Source organism: Vibrio alginolyticus NBRC 15630 = ATCC 17749 (genome assembly GCF_000354175.2).
GTDB classification, from domain to species: Bacteria; Pseudomonadota; Gammaproteobacteria; order Enterobacterales; family Vibrionaceae; genus Vibrio; species Vibrio alginolyticus.
In genome coordinates this window covers 1,292,507-1,309,593 of sequence record NC_022359.1, presented here as the reverse complement: position 1 = coordinate 1,309,593, position 17,087 = coordinate 1,292,507, and the positions used below count along the sequence as shown (strand labels likewise).

Sequence of the window (17,087 nt, the reverse complement as noted above, 5' to 3'; positions counted from 1 at the left end):
AGTAGAAAAAATTTGCGAAAAAGTACTTGACGACATGGTTAAGAAGACACTTTTTTGTGTCTATGTGAATAAGAATTTCACTGTAAGACCCATGGCGCAAAGCCTGCAGAAACACCCCACTTTTTACCCCATTTAGTTATCCCAAAAGTTATCCACTGTTTTTGTGGATAACTAAAATAAAAGTGTCATGGAGTGTTCCAAACTTGATAACACTCGCTGCGATTAAGTGTTTACTGGCGTTAACAATCTTTTCAACAAACTCATCACTACAAGTGCCAACGTAACAAATGTTGCAAGCGGTAAAGCTATCCACAATTCGGGGTGAATTTGTGCATTGAGATCGAATCCATATGTCATGACTGCGGCCACACAAACTTCCGCAGCGAATACCGCAACACCACTAGCAATCAACGCCATAATTCCGTACTCGGCCCACAGGGTTGTGTTGATCCGTTTCTTACTTGAACCTAATGTGCGATACAAACGAATCTCTTGTTGGCGTTGGGACAAGCTTAACCTCAGTAGCGTAAAGATGAGCAGCAGACCAGCAACAACGCCTAAAAGAGCAAGGATGGTGATTGCTGATACGATTTGCTGAATCAAAGCCTGAATTTTCTCGCCCATAGTTCGGATATCTAAAACAGAGACCGTTGGGTGAGCACGTGACATTGACGTCAACAACGCTTCATTTCCTTCTTCAATCCTATAACTGATGAGGTAAGAACCAGGTAAATTAGCCATCACGTCAGATGAGAAAATAAAATAAAAGTTAGGCTTCATGTCACGCCATTCGACATAACGGATGGTATCTACTAATGCATCGTAATTCTGGCTGTTTATTACAAAGCGCAGCGTATCACCGAGTTTTATGCCTAAGTCATTTGCTACATCCGCTTCTACAGATACACTCCCTTTGTTTGTCCATTCACCCGAAAGCACATCATTATATTCTGGTAGGGTATCTCCCCATGTCAGGTTTAGCTCTCGACGTATCGCGTCAGAACCTTCTCCTTCGTAATCAATCTCTTTGACGTTTTGACCGTTAATCTCTGTTAGTCGTCCACGAATTATTGGATAAGCTTGTGACCGCGTAACTCCATTTTTATCTAGGGTTTCTAGGTAGTTATCGAGCTCATAATCACCAATGTTCAAAGCGAACACATTTGGCGCGTCTGCAGGTAAGGTTCTCTCCCAATCCGCGAGAATATCGCTGCGCACAAGCCAAATGATAGACAGCAACATCAAAGATAATGCCAAAGCACCAAACTGTAGGCCGCTGGTTACTGGCGTCCGGTTGATACGACTCAACGCAAGCTTCATTGCAGGATGGGTTGACACACGTGCAAACAGCTTTGTGAGTGTGACGCTAACTGCTGCGAGTACCACAAACAGTACCGCTATACCAGTGAGCACGATCCAAACTAAGGTGTTATCAGCATACAGTAAAAGTAATGGAATAACGGGCACTAGAACAAGTAACATTCGCTTCCAAGAACGTTGCGCTTTACCCTGCTGTAGCACTTCTAACGCGGGAGTTTTAATCAAGCCTAAAAGTGGTATACCGAGAGCAGGCACCGTAATCAAGACTGCTGAGATAAATGCCACCAAAAATGGTGTGACGCCGTAACTAGGGAGTGGGTCGGGTAATAAGTCTTTGAGTGGAATACGTAATAAATATTCCAGCCCGCTCCCTAACAATAGACCGACGACACTGGCACTAATGAGAAGGATTGTGACTTGAATAAATAACCACTTTTCAATCCATCGGCGGCTCGCACCAAGACTTTTCAACATCGCGATAGTTTGTGTCCGGCTGTTCACGTAATTTTGACAAGTAAGAACCAATGTTGTCGCTGCCATAATGATGACAATCGCTACGGTCAACGACAGATACTGCGTCGTGCGTTCAAAAACCTCATTACTACGACTGGCAGTATCTTGCGTGCGCCAGCGATCGCTCGGAGAAAGCTGCGTATCATTTTGTAAGCTCTTTAGTGTTTTATCATCGGCTTGTAAAAACAGACGGTATTGAACTCGGCTCCCAACTTGAATTGCTCCTGTTTTATCTACGTCACTTTGATGAATGTATGCAGAAGGCATTTGCTGAAATGGATTAAAGCTCAAGCCAGGTTCCATCAATACTGCGCCTGATACAGTAAACTCGGCATCGCCTATCGTGACGCTGTCACCTGAGTTTACGTTTAGTTGAGTCATAATCCGCTCATCAAGCCAGAGTTGGTTCTCTTTAACGCGACCGGCCGGATTATTTTCAAGAACGAGCTCTCCCATTAAAGGGTAATTATCATCCACCGCCCTTACAGAAATAAGCTGCATACCATTATCGCTAAATGCCATAGTGGCAAATCGCGTCATCATCGAACGTTCAAGGTTTTCAGTCGAGGTTAACAACGTGTCCGGAATGGGATTAGCAGACACAAACACCGCATCTGCCGTTAATGCATCCTTCCCCTGCTTGACGATCACCTGCTCCATTCGTTCTGCTAATGCAGAAAGCGCAAAGATACTCGCAATCACGAGAATAAGAGCAACGCTAATAGGCCAAAGGTTCCCCTGCCTTAATTCGCCGAAACTCCAACGTATCAAACTTTTATTCGGCGAGTGCTGTGTTGTACTGTTTTGTTCTGTGGATGTTGCTTCACTTGATGATACTGCAGACATTATATCTCCTCCTTAAGCTCACCCGCCTCCATACGATAAATACGGTCACATCGGCTTGCTAGATGACCATCGTGTGTTACTAAAATCAGAGTTGTCCCGTGCTGTTCATTAAGATCGAATAGCAGCTCAATCACTTTGTCTGCGGTTTGATGGTCAAGATTGCCGGTAGGTTCGTCTGCGAACAACAGTTCAGGTTGTGTCATAAATGCGCGCGCTAGTGCAACTCGCTGTTGTTCACCACCAGATAACTGGCTTGGTAGATGGTCGACACGTTTTTCCAATCCAACAGCAGCTAATAATTCCGCTGCTCTTGCTTCATCTTCGGCTTCACCACGTAAAAGACAAGGAAGCGTGACATTACGTAATGCACTCAAACTCGGGATTAACAAGAAACTTTGGAAAACGAAACCTAAAGAGTCAGCCCGGATTTTCGCACGTGCTTCATCGTCCAGTTTTGATAATTCATGACCTAATAAAGTAATTTCGCCTGATGTCGGCGTATCAAGACCAGCTAGCAACGTCATCAATGTTGACTTACCTGCACCGGAAGTTCCGACGATGGCGATTTTTTCTCCTTTTCGGATGTCAACATTTACGTCTTTGAGGATTGTTAATTGTTCTTGATTAGTAGAGACTTGTTTAGAAACCAAATTGGCTTGAACAATAGGTGCATTAAGTACAGGTGTTTGCATGATTCGTATACTTTCCTTAGTTCTATTTTTTGTTTTTCCGCTACTGCACATGCGAGCGAAAAGCTACTTGTCTTGGGTGATAGCTTGAGTGCAGGCTATCAGATGCCAATCGAAGAGAGTTGGCCTAGCTTACTCCCTGATGCGTTGTCAGAACATGGTCAAGATGTAACAGTTATTAATGCCAGCATTTCTGGCGATACAACCGGCAATGGCTTAGCACGGTTACCTCAGTTGCTAACTCAGCATAGCCCTGACATGGTACTTATTGAGTTAGGTGCCAACGATGGCCTAAGAGGTTTCCCTCCTAAACTTATTACGTCGAATCTTTCAAAAATGATTACCATGGTAAAAGATTCTGGTGCGGACGTTGTCATGATGCAAATTCGGGTTCCACCTAATTATGGTAAGCGCTATAGCGATATGTTTTACGATATCTACCCTAAGCTTGCACAGCATCAACAAGTTGCCTTGATGCCATTCTTCTTAGAGCATGTTGTCACCAAACCAGAATGGATGATGGATGATGGCCTTCACCCAAAACCAGATGCACAACCTTGGATCGCTGATTTCGTTGCTCAAGAATTAATTAAACATCTCTAATTTTAATGGTCTAGCTCAATAAGTTTTACGTAACTTTACGTTAATCTATTTTCAATTCCACTCATCGAGGATAGATAACAACATGCGAATAGAACCGTTAATTCAAGGTGTTGTTGCTCGCTCTGCGCACCCCAAAGGGTGTCATGCATCTATTAAAGAGCAAATTGAATACGTAAAACGCGCCCCACAGATCAAAAAAGGCCCAAAACGGGTTTTGATTATTGGTGCCTCCTCTGGTTTCGGCCTAGCGGCCCGAATAGCCCTAACGTTCGGTGGCGCTAACGCCGATACCATTGGCGTCTCATTTGAGCGTGGCCCTTCAGAGAAAGGGGTTGGGAGTGCGGGTTGGTATAACAACGTCTTTTTTAAGAAGGAAGCAAATCAAGCCGGGCGTACCGCAATAAATATTGTTGGCGATGCATTCTCTGGTTCGGTGCGCAATCAAGTGATTGAAGCCATTGAAACGTACTTTGAGGGTGAAGTTGACTTAGTCATCTATAGCTTGGCAACCGGTGTTCGACCTAAACCTGAATCTGATGAGTTTTGGCGCAGTGTCATTAAACCGATTGGTGAACCTGTCACTGGCGCTTCTATCATGCTGGAGAACGATAAGTGGATAGAAACCACCTTAACGCCTGCAACAGAAGAGGAAGCCAATGCCACCATTAAAGTAATGGGCGGCGAAGACTGGGAAAGCTGGATTGACACACTCATCAATAACGACTCTATTTCAAACGGCTGCAAAACCATCGCCTTTTCTTACATGGGCCCTGACATTACGCACCCAATTTATCTCGATGGTACGTTAGGTCGAGCGAAAATCGATTTACACCAAACCAGTCATTCATTAAACCTCAAACTCGCCAACTTTGACGGCGGTGCTTACGCAACCGTGTGTAAGGCGTTGGTGACGAAAGCCAGTGTATTCATCCCTGCGCTAAGTCCCTACCTGTTAGCGCTTTATAGAGTGATGAAGGAAAAAGGTACTCACGAACGCTGTATTGAACAAATGCAGCGACTGTTTACTACGAAGTTATACGATCAAGAGAAAGTGCCAGTTGACGGTGAACGCTTGATTCGAATAGATGACTTGGAACTTGAACCGCAAGTTCAACAAGAAGTCCACGCTCTTTTAGAACAGATGAATGCTGATAACTTTAAAGAGATTGGTGATTACCAAGGTTTTAAAGATGAGTTTATGAAGCTCAATGGCTTTAACTTTGAAGATGTCGACTATTCGCAAGACATTTCTATTGAATCGTTAATGTCGCTTAAGCCTTGATGCTTGTTACCTGTTTCAAGGATGAGATATGTGACAACTATTCCTAGTCCTGAACTCTTTTCAGGACTTTTTTTTGTTTCGAGCCCTAGCCACCCTATACTTAATTAAAAAGCGAGAACAAAATAGAGCAGTCTGCATTTTTAAATTCACAGGAAGTGAAACCACGTAAAGGATGACCTATATGGGGAGATTGCAAACATTAGACTACGAAATCCCTGAGTCTATGCGAAGAAGTTGGCAAGAAATCGTCAACTTACTGGCTCAAATAACACACGTACCCACCACATTAATTATGCGTATCCATCCGGATCGCATAGAAGTAAATACATCTAGCGAAACTCTAGGTAATCCTTATCGTACTGGCGATGCAGAGCAGCTTGGTAACGGTTTGTATTGCGAGCAAGTTATAGAACAGAAAGGCGAGCTTGTAATCCCCAATGCGCTTGAAGATGAAGAATGGCAAAATAACCCAGACATCAAACTAGGCATGATTTCTTATTGCGGCTTACCGCTATTCTGGCCAAATGGGGAGTCATTTGGAACAATCTGTATGCTTGACTCTGAGAGAAACGAGTACAACGATAGTTACCGTCAGTTGCTTGAAACTTTCAAAGATTCAATCGAAGCACAGCTTTCAGTTGTGTACCAACAACATAAACTTCAGCGACTTAACACCGAGCTAAAGAGTCGAATTGAAAATCGTACCACGGATTTAGCCCAGTTAAGTTACTCCTTAACACAAGAAATTGATCGCCGTAAAGCCGCGGAAAAACAAGTGAGCTACCAAAAAACACATGATCAGGGAACTGGATTTCTAAATCGTTCTGCACTTGAGAACATTGTCCAATACACCTTACAGTCCCTTGATAGTGATCAGCAATCGCTTGTGGTCATCAACATTGGTTTTAGTAACGCTCGCAGTATTCAGACCAGGCACGGGTTCGAGGTCTTTGACAACATTTTAAAAGAATTTCACTCCAGATTAACCAGACACGGTGCTAGCGGATTTATCACTGGTAGACCAAGTTCGAATGACATGGTTTTATTGATTTGGGGAGAGGATATTGAAGCTCGGTTAAATCAACTATTAGATGATATCACTAAAATTAGCGTAGATGGATTTGTCTTCAACAAAACAGAAATACATTTGCACACGTATATCGGTATAGTTCAAGCTTACAAAGATTGCAGCAATGCTAAGCGTATCCTTCAACATGCATGTTACGCGATGCTTCTATGTAAAGAATCCGGCGAACCTTTTAGTTATTTTAGAGAAAATCATTCGGCGGATCTCAATAGTCACAATGAACTGGAAAGTTACCTTTTACAAGCAGTGCGTAACGACGATTTAGTGTTGTACTTTCAACCTCAAGTAGACTCCAAAACACGTAAATGGATTGGCGCAGAAGCCTTGCTTCGTTGGAGACATCCAATACTTGGCGACGTTTCCAACGAAGCATTGATACATATGGCCGAACAAAACGGGCTTATCTTTGAAGTTGGCTCTTTTGTTCTGCGTACCGCGATAGACAAAGCGAAACAATGGTCTGAGTTAATCGATAACTTCAAAATTGCCGTCAACGTTTCTCCCATTCAATTACAAAACGTAAATTTTGCAGAACAAGTGCAACACCTACTCGACACTTTCCATTTGCCAGCACACTTTCTCGAACTCGAAGTAACCGAGAGCGCTCTAATTGCTGATGAAATAGTAGCACGCACAACGTTAAATAAGTTGCATAAACTAGGTGTGACATTGTCACTTGATGATTTTGGTACAGGATATGCTTCGTTCAGCTATTTAAAGAAATATCCGTTTGATGCCATCAAAATTGATAAAAGCTTCGTCCAGCAAATGGAAAAGTCAGATGATGATCGCGAGATCATTTGTTCAATCATACACATTGCAAAAAAACTGGAACTCCAAGTAGTGATCGAGGGCATTGAATCCCACCAACAAGAGCAGTTTCTTATTGGTGAGGGTTGTGATATCGGACAAGGTTTTCTTTATGGTAAACCTATGCCTTGTAATGAATTTGAGCAAAGTTTGTTTAATCAACGCCTTTCTGGCGGGCAATACGCCTACTCTTCCTAAGCATTCTCTTTACTATGAGGGCGGTGGTTTCTATAATCGCCGCCCGCTTCTATTAAAAGGCCAATATCTTCATGGATCAGTTGACTGCCACGCTTAAGAAAATTGAAAAGCAGAACTACCGAGCTTATCAGCAAATCAAAGGTCAATACGACTTCACTGATTTCACTTTGTTTATCGATCATGTACAGGGTGACCCTTATGCATCGGCGTCACGTTTTCGTGCGACTCGCGCATGGTCTTTGACTGGTCTTGAGTGGCTAAGAGACGAGTCTCCTGCATTTCAAAGAGCTGCACGTGATTTTATTGCGCGTAGTTTTGAACAGTTTGCTAAACAAGAAAACTCAGTATCAATTTCACTGACAGGCCAAACTGTACTGGATAGCACCGCGGTGTTGTTTACTGAAGAAGGTATTGAACTGCGTTTTCGAGTTAACTTACCAGCCGAAGGTCGTTCAGTATTGGGGAAAAAAGCCAACAACATACTGACTTTCCACCTGCCTAAGTTTATCCGTCGAGCAACTTTAGAGCGTGAACTCGACAAAGCCGCTTTAATTAAGCACTGCCAAGTTGTTGAAGACCAAGATGCCCTACGAGAACAGTTAGAGGCCAATAACTTAGTCGCGTTTGTCGCAAACGGCAGTATTCTTCCTCGAATTGCAGGTAATTGCGACCTTCCAATGAAAGAAGCCGTTGAGTTTAAAGCCCCTGAATCTCTACAAGTCACTTTACATGCGCCAAACAAGGGCCATGTCACAGGATTAGGAATTCCAAAAGGTATCACACTGATTGTAGGTGGTGGCTTCCACGGTAAATCTACCTTATTAAATGCAATAGAGCGTTCAATTTACGATCATATTCCAGGAGATGGTCGCGAATACATTGTTGCCGATAACAAGGCTATGAAGATTCGTGCCGAAGATGGCCGATGCGTACACCACTTGAACCTGTCAAACTACATCAACCATTTACCGATGGGTAAAGATACGGCGGACTTTTCTACTCAAGACGCATCAGGCTCAACGTCGCAAGCCGCTTGGCTTCAAGAGTCTATTGAAGCGGGTGCAAGCACATTATTGATTGATGAAGATACTTCTGCTACCAACTTCATGATTAGAGATGAGCGTATGCAGGCATTGGTGGCAAAAGGTGATGAGCCAATTACTCCTCTCGTCGACCGCATTGGTCAATTACGAGATGATCTTGATATCTCTACCATTATCGTTATGGGTGGGTCGGGCGACTACTTAGACGTTGCCGATACCGTCATTCAAATGCACGACTACCAAGCCGTTGATGTGACTGAAAAAGCGAAAGAAGTTATCGCTCAGCACCCTACTCAACGCCATAACGAGTCAGAAGAACGTTTACAGACCTTCCCACCTCGAGCACTGAACCGCGTTGCGTTGATGAATATTCTTACTGACGGCAAGTTCCGTGTGAATGCGAAAGGCAAAGAGTCACTTCGATTTGGTAAAGAGTTTACTGATCTTAGCGCTTTGGAACAGATAGAGTCAGCCGATGAAGTCAACACAATTGGCTGGTTATGGTTCCAAATTGCTCAACTTCCAGGTTGGTGTAATCATCCGGCGAAGGAGATTGAAGAAATGCTGTCTGGTGAGTGGCATGCCGCTCTTCCTAAGCAAGGCGACTTAGCCAAACCACGCACACTAGACGTTATGGCTGCCCTCAACCGCATGCGAAAATCTCAGTTTAAGTCATCATGCTAGTTTTGATACGCTGACAGAGACAGTTCAATCAAAAGGCAGCTATAGTTAGCTGCCTTCCTTTATCTTTATTCTTAGCGAATCATTCGTTTCTCAGTACATTCCACGCTTCACAAAGAACTCTAAATCTTTCTGCATCGCCATTTTCTCGATCAGGATGCCAACGAAGCGCGAGTTTTCGCCATTGTTTTCTAATTTCCGCAGGCGTAGCGTCAGTGTTAAGTTCAAATAGTGACAGTGCCTTTGTCTTATCTACGCTGGCTACTGACGAACCACCGATGAACTTTTGATAAGTTGTCCAAAATTCATTCAACAGTCGACGCACTTCATCTTCGTCCGCTTCGTAATTGCGCCAATCTAAGTAATACTCACGCAAAGGATCATGAATATCGATCTTATGCCTCAAAGCTTCCATCGAAGACATGAGCTGAATATCCATGGCTTCGACTTGAAGCCAGCTATCCGGATACAGAGTGTCTTGCAGTTGATATAATGCATTCATGATCAGGAAATTTCTTTTGAATAAATCCTTATCGGGAGAGTCGTCCAGCTTTGAAATATAACCTTGTTCACCCAACGAGCTTGCCAAGGTGTGCACTTTCCAATTAGAGGGCTGTTTTCTCAGAATTTCTAACATTGGCCAAAGCAGCGGATTTTCTATTGCATGAGGCTCAATACTATTGACAGTACGTTGTCCTTCCATTCATCCTCTCTGACACGAGTTTAGGGCCCCATTCACGGCACAAAAAACATAATTTCCACTTTGTAGCATAAATGCAAAAAGGCCGATAGTCATTCACCATCGGCCTTTGTAAGGAGATCACGTAAAGGTTAAATAACCCCTAGCTCACGTAAACGTTCCATAAGGTAGCTATGTGCAGTGTAGCGTTCAGATAACACCACTTCCGGCTTTGGATGCAGGAACAACGGTAATGAAATACGTGACTTTTCTTGACGGCCACCCGTAGGGTTGATTACACGGTGAGTCGTTGAAGGGAAATAACCACCTGACGCTTCTTGAAGCATATCACCAATATTGATGATTAAGTTTCCGAAGTCACATGGTACATCGATCCAATCACCCTCTTTACTCTTTACTTGCAGTCCAGGCTCATTAGCAGCAGGCAAAACCGTTAACAGGTTAATGTCTTCATGCGCAGCAGCACGAATAGCGCCTGGCTCTTCTTCGCCTGTCATCGGTGGATAGTGAAGCACGCGTAGTAATGTTTTGTCACTGTTATTGATCATTTCTGACAACGCGATAGAGAACTTCTCTTGAACGTCCTTAGGTGCGTACGCTTCAACCCAACCTAATAGCTCTTGAGCAAATGCATTGGCACGCTCGTAGTACTCTAAGATTTCAGCTTTAAGCTGCTCTGGGATCTGACCCCAAGGGTAAACATGAAAGTACTCTTTGATGTCTTTCACTTTGTGCCCTTTCGCCACTTCAGACACAGAAGGTGGGAAGTAGCCATCTTGGGTGTCTACGTTAAAGTGAAAATCATTCTTTTGTTCTGAACAGAAAAACTCATGCCAGTTTTTGTAAATTGACTCTACAAGCTCTTGTGGAATCGGGTGGTTTTTCAACACACCGAACCCCGTTTCGCGTAGAGAGGTAACGAACTGTTGAGCAGCATCGTCAGCAAGATAATCGACAGTTTCCAGTTTCATGGCTTTACTTCTTTTTATTAGACTGAATCATGGATTCTATGGATGGGCATGTTGTAAATCAAACTTTAATGAAAAGTGCACGCGCAAACGTTTTAATGTTGAGCAGTTTGCCAATAAATCAACATTTTCAGTGATCAAAAAACCCATTAAAATATCAATTGCACACCGTTCAATTAAGTGCAATCATTAACACAATCTATGGAGTCCCACTGTAAGATAAATTGAAGGATCAAATAACTCTATGAAAAGCACCTCGACACTCTTAGGATTAACGATTTTTTATGCCATCGTGTTTTTATTTTCTGCGTTGGAACCTAACTCACGTGCAGTTTGGTTTGCGGAGATTATCCCGGCGATTGGTATTCTTGTTGCTATTTGGGCGATTTCGATTCGCTATCAGTTCAGTAATACGGCTTACTTTTTAATGTTCATCTGGCTCTGTTTGCACACTATCGGTGCGAAATATACGTTCTCCGAAGTGCCGTTTGACTGGTTTAACGACATGATTGGTTCAGAGCGAAATAATTTTGACCGCATTGCGCACTTTTCAATTGGCCTTTACGCATATCCGATCGCTGAATACTTGATAAACAAAAAACGGTTCAACAAAGCGTTCTCTTGCTGGTTTGCTTTGTTTGCTATCATGTCACTTGCTGCTGGCTATGAGATTATCGAATGGTGGTATGCGGAATTGGCTGGTGGCGATGAGGGAATTGCCTTTCTGGGCTCGCAAGGTGACATATGGGATGCCCAGAAAGATATGTTGTGCGATACCGTTGGTGCAGTGTTGTCGTTATTCTTAATGTCGGCTCAACGTCGATTCTCTCAACCATTCTAAATAAGGGTTAAACCCATCAACAATTGGAACCTGTACGATTTGAGCGACCTCGTATTCGTGCAGGTTTTCTATTTTCTCTTCCACCAATTCATAGAGCTCTCGACGAGTTTTGATCACCAGCAACCATTCGTTGTCAGTACAAACCTCCCCTTTCCAAACGTAGTGGCTTTCAATAGGCATTGTTTGAATACACGCGGCTAATTGTGCATCTAGCAAACCTTTAATGATCTGATCTCGATTTTTTTCATTACTGGTTGTACTTAAAACCATGCAATAGTCATGTTTCATACTCATTTTCTAGCCCTTTATTATTTCATCGTCACTTTGCCGCCAATCATTTTGTAAGCGGGGGTTCCTCTTACTAAAGTATCTCTTGCAAACTCTTGTCCGCAAGCGGGGCAAATACATGGGGTTTGTGTGAAATCGTCAACAATGCGCTCTTTGAAGCATTTAACCAGTGCGCCTTTCCCGCCTTTACGGTACTTAAATAGTTGAGTTTTACATTTAGAGCAAAAGATATCGACGGTTTTCGTCGGTTGTTTTTTATTCGGTTTCGCCATGGTTACTTTCTATATCCGGTTTGACCCATACATTATTAAAATCAAACCAACCTAAGGCATTACACTTTGCATTTTGTAACGCACCGCTGTGGTCTTTATTCACGCCTAGCCAGCAGTGAAACATAGGAATCACCTGACAGCTTTTTACTAACTGTCGTCCTAGCTCACGCGCAGGAAAGTCTGTGTGCATGCCGGCACGCCATTGATCGACAAGTTTAGCCCATTCACTAAAATCGTAACCTGAACTGAACTTCTCAATATCACTGTAATCCAGGAGCCAGCCCGCCAACGCGTCATTTCGGTTCGTTGCAATGCCCATAGCTTTCACCCAGATATCCACTTCCTCCGGTGCGGGCGGTTGAGAATCATAACGAATAAACTCAACCTCTATACCGTGCGGTTTTAAGAGTGTCTTGATGGCCTTGGCAACTACTGGAAACATCGGATGCTTTTTCTGATACGCTACGGAAATTACCTTATTAGCCTGTGGTACGCTGCCCGCTTCTGCTGGCCTAAGATCAATCCAACCAGGCTTAAGGCCAAAGGCTTGCAATACTCCCAGTTCCATCACTTTATCTTGTGGAACATGCGAGTAAATCTGGTGACTGTTGAGGGTTTGCGAGAGGAACTCTGCCCAACGTGGATCTTTTGCAATCCCGGTGTTTTTGTTTAGTAATAGGAATGTACAGCCAGGGTCCAGCTCGACTTCATCGGATGAACCTTGTTTATCCATCTTCGGCTTTGACAGGCTTGGATAAACCATTGAAGAATAGGCTTCATCGATTACCCACACCTCCACTTGGTCAAGTAAAGGGCGAAAACCAAAGTAGCCATCAAAAGCAGTCAAAATAAGACGCTTATCATCATTCATTTTAACTTGGAACGGCCCTGTCCCTATCGGTTGTCTATCGAAGCTTTCAGAACGCAAAGCACTCGGTAGCAAAATTTTTGCTTGCGACTCACTCAGAGCCAGAGGAAGGTAGCGATCAGGACGGACGAGCTCAATATCAACGGTCCACTCTTGTGGTGAAGACACCCGCTTTATGTGAGAAAACAAGTTCAAGCCATTTAACGCAAGCACACTCTCAAGAACACAACTGGTTGTTAACGGTTCACCATTATGAAAGCGTACTCCACGACGAAGATAAAAACGCCAATGTGTATCAGAAATTGCTTCCCACGTGTGGGCTAAATCTGGTTGAAGTTGTTCATTTTCATCAAGGCGAGTGAGTCCGCTAAAAATTTGTCTGGCGATGTGCTGTTCAGAACGCCGCATCGGTTTCTGCGGGTTTAACATCGACAATGGTCGATAATAAGGCAAACGCACGACCTGCTCGCCCTGCCGATGTTGAAGCCCTAAATAACCTTGGATAACCTGCGTCAATCGTGCCGCATCGTTATCAAGCGCATCTAGAGCCTGACCGATTTTCCCTTCATCGAGATAACGCCTGGCGAGGTTTTCGCTGACATCGCTTCGATTACGTTTAAAAACGAGTTTCGAAAGTTTTCCTCGACCCGCTGCCGGATGCCACTCAATCCAGCCCTCTTCTTCAAGTTTATTTAGAACAATACGAGCATTACGACGTGTACAAAACAACGCTTCGGTGATGTCTTCGAGCTGAACGTCCGTATCGTGACCGGAAAATTTTTCAAACAGTGTTTCGAACTGAACACGTAAACGAGGGCTACTCATAAAGAGGAAATTCTTATCTTGTTGTCGATAAGCTAAGTTTCCTCATTTTTACCAAAAAGTGCAAACATCACACTATAAATTATTGAATATCGATACCAATTTCTCGCGAAAGTTCGGCCAGTTGTTCCTCGTTGTCCAGCTTGATAGACCATTTGCACTCTGCTCCATGAGATAAAACAACGTTCGCTCCTCTACCCAGCAACTGAATTGCATCGGTTTGCGCTTGCAAGGTTACCATTGCACTACCGGAGAGCTTAATCACTATTTCACGCTGGGTTGCAATGATTTTTCCTAATGAAAACTCAATCACCATCTTAGTTTATACCGACTTTGTTTTGTGTTGTTTCACAGCGATGGTCAAGCGACTGGTACACACTAAACGGCCTCGCTCATCAGTGATATCGATTTGCCACACTTGCGTTGAAATACCCAGATGAAGCGGTTTTGCCGTACCAATCACATGACCACTTCGCATGGCTCGCACATGGTTCGCGTTAATATCTAAACCGACGCAGTAGCTGCCCTCATCGACAGAGAAGTTTGCAGCTAATGAGCCTAATGTTTCTGCGAGCACGACTGATGCACCACCGTGAAGCATTCCTAAAGGTTGATGAGTAAAGCTGCATACGGGCATGGTTGCTGTAAGGGAGTCGTCAGTGAAATCTGTATATTTAATTTGTAGGTGCTCGATCAGGGTATTTTTTGACGTGGCATTCAGAATCTCTATGCTTACGGGCTTTTTCCATATACTCATTGTTTTACTCTTAGTTTCACAAACTGGTTTGTTAGGTTGTAACGATGTGCTAGGAAGCTAGCATAGACGCTACTTGGGCATAACTTCAAGACGTAACATCTCACCTTCTTTATTAATCAGATGAATAACTTGATCCATGCATCATGTTACTATTTGGGTATATACTATTGCTTCAAAACAAAAATTAAATGGAGCCTGTTATGAAGGTATGGATGAAAGCCTCTGCTCTTTTAACTATCGCGGGTTTAACAGCGTGTAGCGCATCACCGACGGGTCGCAACCAGATCCTGATGTTTTCAGATCAGGAAATGTCATCGCTTGGCGCTAAATCTTTCGAACAAATGAAGAAAGATATCCCAATCAGCAAAGACCGCAAAACGAATGCCTACGTTCAATGCGTTGCCAAACACATCACTGACACCATTCCCGCTCAATCTGGATTTAAAGACTGGGAAGTCGTTGTTTTTGATAGTGAACAAGTCAATGCGTTTGCTCTACCAGGTGGGAAGATCGGCGTGTATACCGGGCTTTTAGATGTCGCGAAAAACCAAGATCAGTTGGCAACAGTCATTGGTCACGAAGTCGCTCACGTCCTCGCTGACCACAGTAATGAACGTCTCTCACAAAGTCAGTTAGCAAATGCCGGGTTGTCTCTAGCAAACGTTGCCATTGGCGCTTCCGAGTACAAACAGTATCAACAAATGACGATGGCGGCACTTGGTGTCGGTGTTCAATACGGTGTTATCTTGCCATACGGTCGTACTCAGGAATCCGAGGCTGATATTGTCGGGCTGGAATTCATGGCAAAAGCAGGTTTCGACCCACGTCAAAGTGTCGATTTATGGAAAAATATGAGTGCTGCATCAGGTGGTTCTCAACCACCTGAATTCTTCTCAACCCACCCATCGCACAGTACGCGCATTAAAGATTTACAAGCAACCATAAATAAGCTGCCTGCGTATAACGCGAAAGCACCAAGATGTGGCTAATTCATTGCTACTATCGTCTACTACTTAAGCTTGCCAAATAAAAAGCTCCCTAGGGAGCTTTTTTATGATTCTAATCAAGTGCCCAATATCTGTAGCGGCAAACTTAACAAACTATCTCCGAGAGTGGCAAAATACCAGATGATAGAAACAAAACCTCCGACAGAGACCAAGTACCAAGCAAGTGAAAATAGTTGCCCATAACGGGTTAATGGCAATAAATGGCTTTGATGTCGAGCTCTCCATTCCATCACCACTTCCAACATTCCCATTAACAATAAAAACCCTAGCAACGTCAGACCGAAATAGTAACTGATAAAAATGCCTAATAAAGCGGTCGCAATACTGCCAACTAACCCGACCCAAGTATTCATTGAGAAGGTAATACTTTTGAGCACATGGCCACCATCTAATGGTAAAATAGGCAGCAGATTAAATAGGTTTAGCAAGGCGTTAAACACAGCAAGCCCAGCGAAGATCACCTCACCAGTCATCCAATAAAGCAAAGTAAAAACTATACTAAGTACTAAACCGAAAAATGGTCCCATGATTGAGATAACCACGTCCTGCCAGCGCGTGTTTATCTTTTCGTCACTTAGCGCCAAACCACCTAGGAATGGAATCAAATAGATCCCTTTGGTCTTCATTCCAAAATACTTCATCGCTCTAATGTGACCATATTCATGAAAAACCAAGCAAGCGATCAACGCTAGCGCGAACTCGATGGAAAATAGCCAAGAATATGCAGCGAGACTTGCAGACGCTAACGCCACTTTAATAACTTTCGCACTTTTAAGTGCTTTCATCCCAAGAGATACGAGGCCTATTACACTTAAACGCTTTTCGGATGGTGGCGTAACTTCTGGCACTTGGCGCTCGATGTCTTTTTCATTTCGACAACCTTCGTTGACGAGCTCACCGTTAATTGTGACCTTGTAACTCAATTCAAACGGTTGCCATGTTAAAGAACACTCTAAATGACAGTTCAGGATTTCCTCACCCGCAGAGAGCTTAAACTGGTGTAGACAAGTCTCTGCGGTATTGTCACTGGCATCGATTTGAGACACCAACGTATTATCCCAATATAACTGCTGCCACCCAGCCATCGATCCTTCGAGCCTTAGCGAACGACCTAAAAATTCAACATTCAGTAATTCCAATGCGGTTCCTATTGCGTCTATTGAATAACTACATAGCGAGCGCGAATTATGCCTGTGAAGTGAAGAAACAGCAAAGCGAGCTATCTCTTGATTTGATCGTTATTTAACTATAAAGCTCGCAAAACAATTCTGGTCGTACCATTCTCTTCAAAAATATAACGATAATACATGCCCTTACAAGCCATCGTTTGACCTATGCATCATATTTAAAACGCAAAATACGCTCAAACTTTGACAAGTTATTAAACATACAATTAACATTACATTTACATCACCGTTGTATTTCGCGTATTAACAATTGGTGTAAGTACCACACAACAATTACAAGGACTTCGGTCCAGCATTATGACACC

15 protein-coding genes and 1 pseudogene are annotated in these 17,087 nt (G+C 43.4%); 6 read left to right on the top strand and 10 right to left on the bottom strand.

Going from position 1 to position 17,087, the window contains the following annotated elements:
* Positions 1 to 222: 222 nt before the first annotated feature.
* Complete coding sequence (locus N646_RS21070) at positions 223 to 2,679, bottom strand: ABC transporter permease (protein WP_017821901.1); 2,457 nt, start codon at positions 2,677 to 2,679, stop codon at positions 223 to 225.
* Positions 2,679 to 3,371 carry an ABC transporter ATP-binding protein gene (locus N646_RS21065; protein WP_005376323.1) on the bottom strand — a complete coding sequence of 231 codons (693 nt, stop codon included), beginning with the start codon at positions 3,369 to 3,371 and terminating at the stop codon, positions 2,679 to 2,681. Before N646_RS21065 ends, N646_RS21070 begins: the two co-directional genes overlap by 1 nt.
* Here N646_RS21065 and tesA point away from each other — a divergent pair.
* The 4 genes and pseudogenes from tesA to N646_RS21045 all read left to right on the top strand — a co-directional run bounded on the left by tesA (position 3,370) and on the right by N646_RS21045 (position 9,075).
* Positions 3,370 to 3,971 (top strand): annotated as a pseudogene (gene tesA / locus N646_RS21060) (multifunctional acyl-CoA thioesterase I/protease I/lysophospholipase L1). The gene N646_RS21065 and the pseudogene tesA overlap by 2 nt on opposite strands.
* Positions 3,972 to 4,053: 82 nt before the next feature.
* Positions 4,054 to 5,253: an enoyl-ACP reductase FabV gene (fabV, locus tag N646_RS21055; RefSeq protein ID WP_021035980.1), complete on the top strand. Its 1,200-nt coding sequence runs from the start codon at positions 4,054 to 4,056 to the stop codon at positions 5,251 to 5,253.
* Positions 5,254 to 5,434: 181 nt separating this feature from the next.
* Positions 5,435 to 7,348, top strand: a complete 1,914-nt coding sequence (locus N646_RS21050) for a bifunctional diguanylate cyclase/phosphodiesterase (protein WP_017821934.1) — start codon at positions 5,435 to 5,437, stop codon at positions 7,346 to 7,348.
* Between the two features lie 71 nt (positions 7,349 to 7,419).
* Positions 7,420 to 9,075 (top strand): ABC-ATPase domain-containing protein, encoded by a 1,656-nt coding sequence (locus tag N646_RS21045; protein WP_017821933.1) that lies wholly within the window; start codon positions 7,420 to 7,422, stop codon positions 9,073 to 9,075.
* 79 nt (positions 9,076 to 9,154) lie between these two features.
* Here N646_RS21045 and N646_RS21040 read toward each other — a convergent pair whose 3' ends face one another.
* Positions 9,155 to 9,775 (bottom strand): DNA-J related domain-containing protein, encoded by a 621-nt coding sequence (locus N646_RS21040; protein ID WP_005376328.1) that lies wholly within the window; start codon positions 9,773 to 9,775, stop codon positions 9,155 to 9,157.
* A 128-nt stretch (positions 9,776 to 9,903) separates the two neighbouring features.
* Complete coding sequence (locus N646_RS21035) at positions 9,904 to 10,743, bottom strand: isopenicillin N synthase family dioxygenase (protein WP_005386285.1); 840 nt, start codon at positions 10,741 to 10,743, stop codon at positions 9,904 to 9,906.
* 241 nt (positions 10,744 to 10,984) lie between these two features.
* On the opposite strand from N646_RS21035, the gene N646_RS21030 reads away from it, so the two are divergent.
* A complete protein-coding gene (locus N646_RS21030) occupies positions 10,985 to 11,581 on the top strand; it encodes a DUF2238 domain-containing protein (RefSeq protein ID WP_017821932.1) in 597 nt (198 codons plus the stop codon).
* On the opposite strand, the gene cutA is transcribed toward N646_RS21030, so the two are convergent.
* The 5 genes from cutA to N646_RS21005 form a co-directional block, all read right to left on the bottom strand.
* Positions 11,543 to 11,875, bottom strand: a complete 333-nt coding sequence (cutA, locus tag N646_RS21025; protein ID WP_017634166.1) for a divalent-cation tolerance protein CutA — start codon at positions 11,873 to 11,875, stop codon at positions 11,543 to 11,545. The genes N646_RS21030 and cutA overlap by 39 nt on opposite strands.
* A gap of 14 nt (positions 11,876 to 11,889) precedes the next feature.
* Positions 11,890 to 12,141, bottom strand: coding sequence for a hypothetical protein (locus N646_RS21020; protein ID WP_005376334.1), 252 nt, complete (start codon positions 12,139 to 12,141; stop codon positions 11,890 to 11,892).
* Positions 12,125 to 13,834, bottom strand: coding sequence for an SgrR family transcriptional regulator (locus N646_RS21015; RefSeq protein WP_017821931.1), 1,710 nt, complete (start codon positions 13,832 to 13,834; stop codon positions 12,125 to 12,127). Before N646_RS21015 ends, N646_RS21020 begins: the two co-directional genes overlap by 17 nt.
* Positions 13,835 to 13,913: 79 nt before the next feature.
* The gene (locus N646_RS21010) at positions 13,914 to 14,147 is read right to left on the bottom strand and encodes a DUF3389 domain-containing protein (RefSeq protein ID WP_005376338.1); all 234 of its coding nucleotides are present in this window, start codon (positions 14,145 to 14,147) and stop codon (positions 13,914 to 13,916) included.
* Between the two features lie 6 nt (positions 14,148 to 14,153).
* Positions 14,154 to 14,588: a hotdog fold thioesterase gene (locus N646_RS21005; protein WP_005376340.1), complete on the bottom strand. Its 435-nt coding sequence runs from the start codon at positions 14,586 to 14,588 to the stop codon at positions 14,154 to 14,156.
* Positions 14,589 to 14,788: 200 nt separating this feature from the next.
* On the opposite strand from N646_RS21005, the gene N646_RS21000 reads away from it, so the two are divergent.
* The gene (locus N646_RS21000; RefSeq protein WP_017634168.1) at positions 14,789 to 15,577 is read left to right on the top strand and encodes a M48 family metallopeptidase; all 789 of its coding nucleotides are present in this window, start codon (positions 14,789 to 14,791) and stop codon (positions 15,575 to 15,577) included.
* Between the two features lie 74 nt (positions 15,578 to 15,651).
* On the opposite strand, the gene N646_RS20995 is transcribed toward N646_RS21000, so the two are convergent.
* Complete coding sequence (locus N646_RS20995; protein ID WP_021035977.1) at positions 15,652 to 16,680, bottom strand: site-2 protease family protein; 1,029 nt, start codon at positions 16,678 to 16,680, stop codon at positions 15,652 to 15,654.
* Between the last annotated feature and the right edge of the window lie 407 nt (positions 16,681 to 17,087).

Bases quoted from the DNA above. Each gene is read 5' to 3' on its own strand.
- N646_RS21045 (WP_017821933.1), top strand. From the start codon at position 7,420: ATGGATCAGTTGACTGCCACGCTTAAGAAAATTGAAAAGCAGAACTAC.
- N646_RS21015 (WP_017821931.1), bottom strand. From the start codon at position 13,834: ATGAGTAGCCCTCGTTTACGTGTTCAGTTCGAAACACTGTTTGAAAAA.
- N646_RS21065 (WP_005376323.1), bottom strand. From the start codon at position 3,371: ATGCAAACACCTGTACTTAATGCACCTATTGTTCAAGCCAATTTGGTT.
- N646_RS21035 (WP_005386285.1), bottom strand. From the start codon at position 10,743: ATGAAACTGGAAACTGTCGATTATCTTGCTGACGATGCTGCTCAACAG.
- N646_RS21070 (WP_017821901.1), bottom strand. From the start codon at position 2,679: ATGTCTGCAGTATCATCAAGTGAAGCAACATCCACAGAACAAAACAGT.
- cutA (WP_017634166.1), bottom strand. From the start codon at position 11,875: ATGAGTATGAAACATGACTATTGCATGGTTTTAAGTACAACCAGTAAT.
- N646_RS21050 (WP_017821934.1), top strand. From the start codon at position 5,435: ATGGGGAGATTGCAAACATTAGACTACGAAATCCCTGAGTCTATGCGA.
- fabV (WP_021035980.1), top strand. From the start codon at position 4,054: ATGCGAATAGAACCGTTAATTCAAGGTGTTGTTGCTCGCTCTGCGCAC.
- N646_RS21005 (WP_005376340.1), bottom strand. From the start codon at position 14,588: ATGAGTATATGGAAAAAGCCCGTAAGCATAGAGATTCTGAATGCCACG.
- N646_RS21010 (WP_005376338.1), bottom strand. From the start codon at position 14,147: ATGGTGATTGAGTTTTCATTAGGAAAAATCATTGCAACCCAGCGTGAA.
- N646_RS20995 (WP_021035977.1), bottom strand. From the start codon at position 16,680: ATGGCTGGGTGGCAGCAGTTATATTGGGATAATACGTTGGTGTCTCAA.
- N646_RS21020 (WP_005376334.1), bottom strand. From the start codon at position 12,141: ATGGCGAAACCGAATAAAAAACAACCGACGAAAACCGTCGATATCTTT.
- N646_RS21030 (WP_017821932.1), top strand. From the start codon at position 10,985: ATGAAAAGCACCTCGACACTCTTAGGATTAACGATTTTTTATGCCATC.
- N646_RS21040 (WP_005376328.1), bottom strand. From the start codon at position 9,775: ATGGAAGGACAACGTACTGTCAATAGTATTGAGCCTCATGCAATAGAA.
- N646_RS21000 (WP_017634168.1), top strand. From the start codon at position 14,789: ATGAAGGTATGGATGAAAGCCTCTGCTCTTTTAACTATCGCGGGTTTA.